Genomic DNA, 927 nt, shown 5'->3' with positions numbered 1-927 from the left:
TAGCTCTTTAAAAATGACGAAGCTTGCGCTTCATTCAAAAATTGTAAAACATTTTTGCCTCATCGTTCAGTTTTCAAAGTTCGTCAGTTTAAAAAATGGTGGAGCCTAGCGGGATCGAACCGCTGACCTCCTGCGTGCAAGGCAGGCGCTCTCCCAGCTGAGCTAAGGCCCCAAAAGTTATGATGGTCGGGAAGACAGGATTCGAACCTGCGACCCCTTGGTCCCAAACCAAGTGCTCTACCAAGCTGAGCTACTTCCCGAAATAGATGGTGCACCCTGAGAGATTCGAACTCCCGGCCTTTAGATTCGTAGTCTAACGCTCTATCCAGCTGAGCTAAGGGTGCGAGACGAATGAACTTTCATGGGATATTAAGATGGTACCGAGGGCCGGACTTGAACCGGCACGAGGAAACCCTCGCAGGATTTTAAGTCCTGTGCGTCTACCAATTCCGCCACCCCGGCAAGGTATAATTCATGCGGTAGACTATTTTAAAAATGGTGCCGGCGAAAGGATTCGAACCCTCGACCCTCTGATTACAAGTCAGATGCTCTACCAACTGAGCTACACCGGCAGGTGTAAATGGTGGAGGATGACGGGATCGAACCGCCGACCCCCTGCTTGTAAGGCAGGTGCTCTCCCAGCTGAGCTAATCCTCCAAATATGTAATGCCTGGCAACGTCCTATCCTCACAGGGGGAGACCCCCAACTACTTTCGGCGCTGAAGTGCTTAACTTCCGTGTTCGGCATGGGAACGGGTGTGGCCACTTCGCCATCGCCACCAGACATATATGAGATTAACATTATCTTAACATAATGTCAACTCTTTTTTAAGAGATTGTTCTCTCAAAACTGAAGACTCATCAATTCATACAAACCATTAGACTAGATCAAAGCCTCGACCGATTAGTATCATTCAGCTCCACACG

At 48.9% G+C, this 927-nt stretch carries 6 tRNA genes and 1 rRNA gene; all 7 read right to left on the bottom strand.

What is annotated here, in order from left to right:
• Window positions 1-96 precede the first annotated feature (96 nt).
• A tRNA-Ala gene (locus KNP02_RS14735) sits at window positions 97-172 on the bottom strand.
• An 11-nt stretch (window positions 173-183) separates the two neighbouring features.
• Window positions 184-260, bottom strand: a tRNA-Pro gene (locus KNP02_RS14730).
• A 7-nt stretch (window positions 261-267) separates the two neighbouring features.
• Window positions 268-344: transfer RNA gene (locus tag KNP02_RS14725), tRNA-Arg, on the bottom strand.
• A 31-nt stretch (window positions 345-375) separates the two neighbouring features.
• A tRNA-Leu gene (locus tag KNP02_RS14720) sits at window positions 376-462 on the bottom strand.
• 34 nt (window positions 463-496) lie between these two features.
• Window positions 497-572: transfer RNA gene (locus tag KNP02_RS14715), tRNA-Thr, on the bottom strand.
• Window positions 573-581: 9 nt separating this feature from the next.
• A tRNA-Val gene (locus KNP02_RS14710) sits at window positions 582-657 on the bottom strand.
• Window positions 658-668: 11 nt separating this feature from the next.
• A 5S ribosomal RNA gene (rrf, locus tag KNP02_RS14705) occupies window positions 669-784 on the bottom strand.
• Window positions 785-927: the final 143 nt, after the last annotated feature.

This window comes from Exiguobacterium sp. s40 (assembly GCF_018617905.1).
GTDB classification, from domain to species: domain Bacteria; phylum Bacillota; class Bacilli; order Exiguobacteriales; family Exiguobacteriaceae; genus Exiguobacterium; species Exiguobacterium mexicanum_A.
The sequence above is the reverse complement of the archived record's forward strand: the minus strand, read 5'-3'. Positions and strand labels throughout refer to the sequence as shown.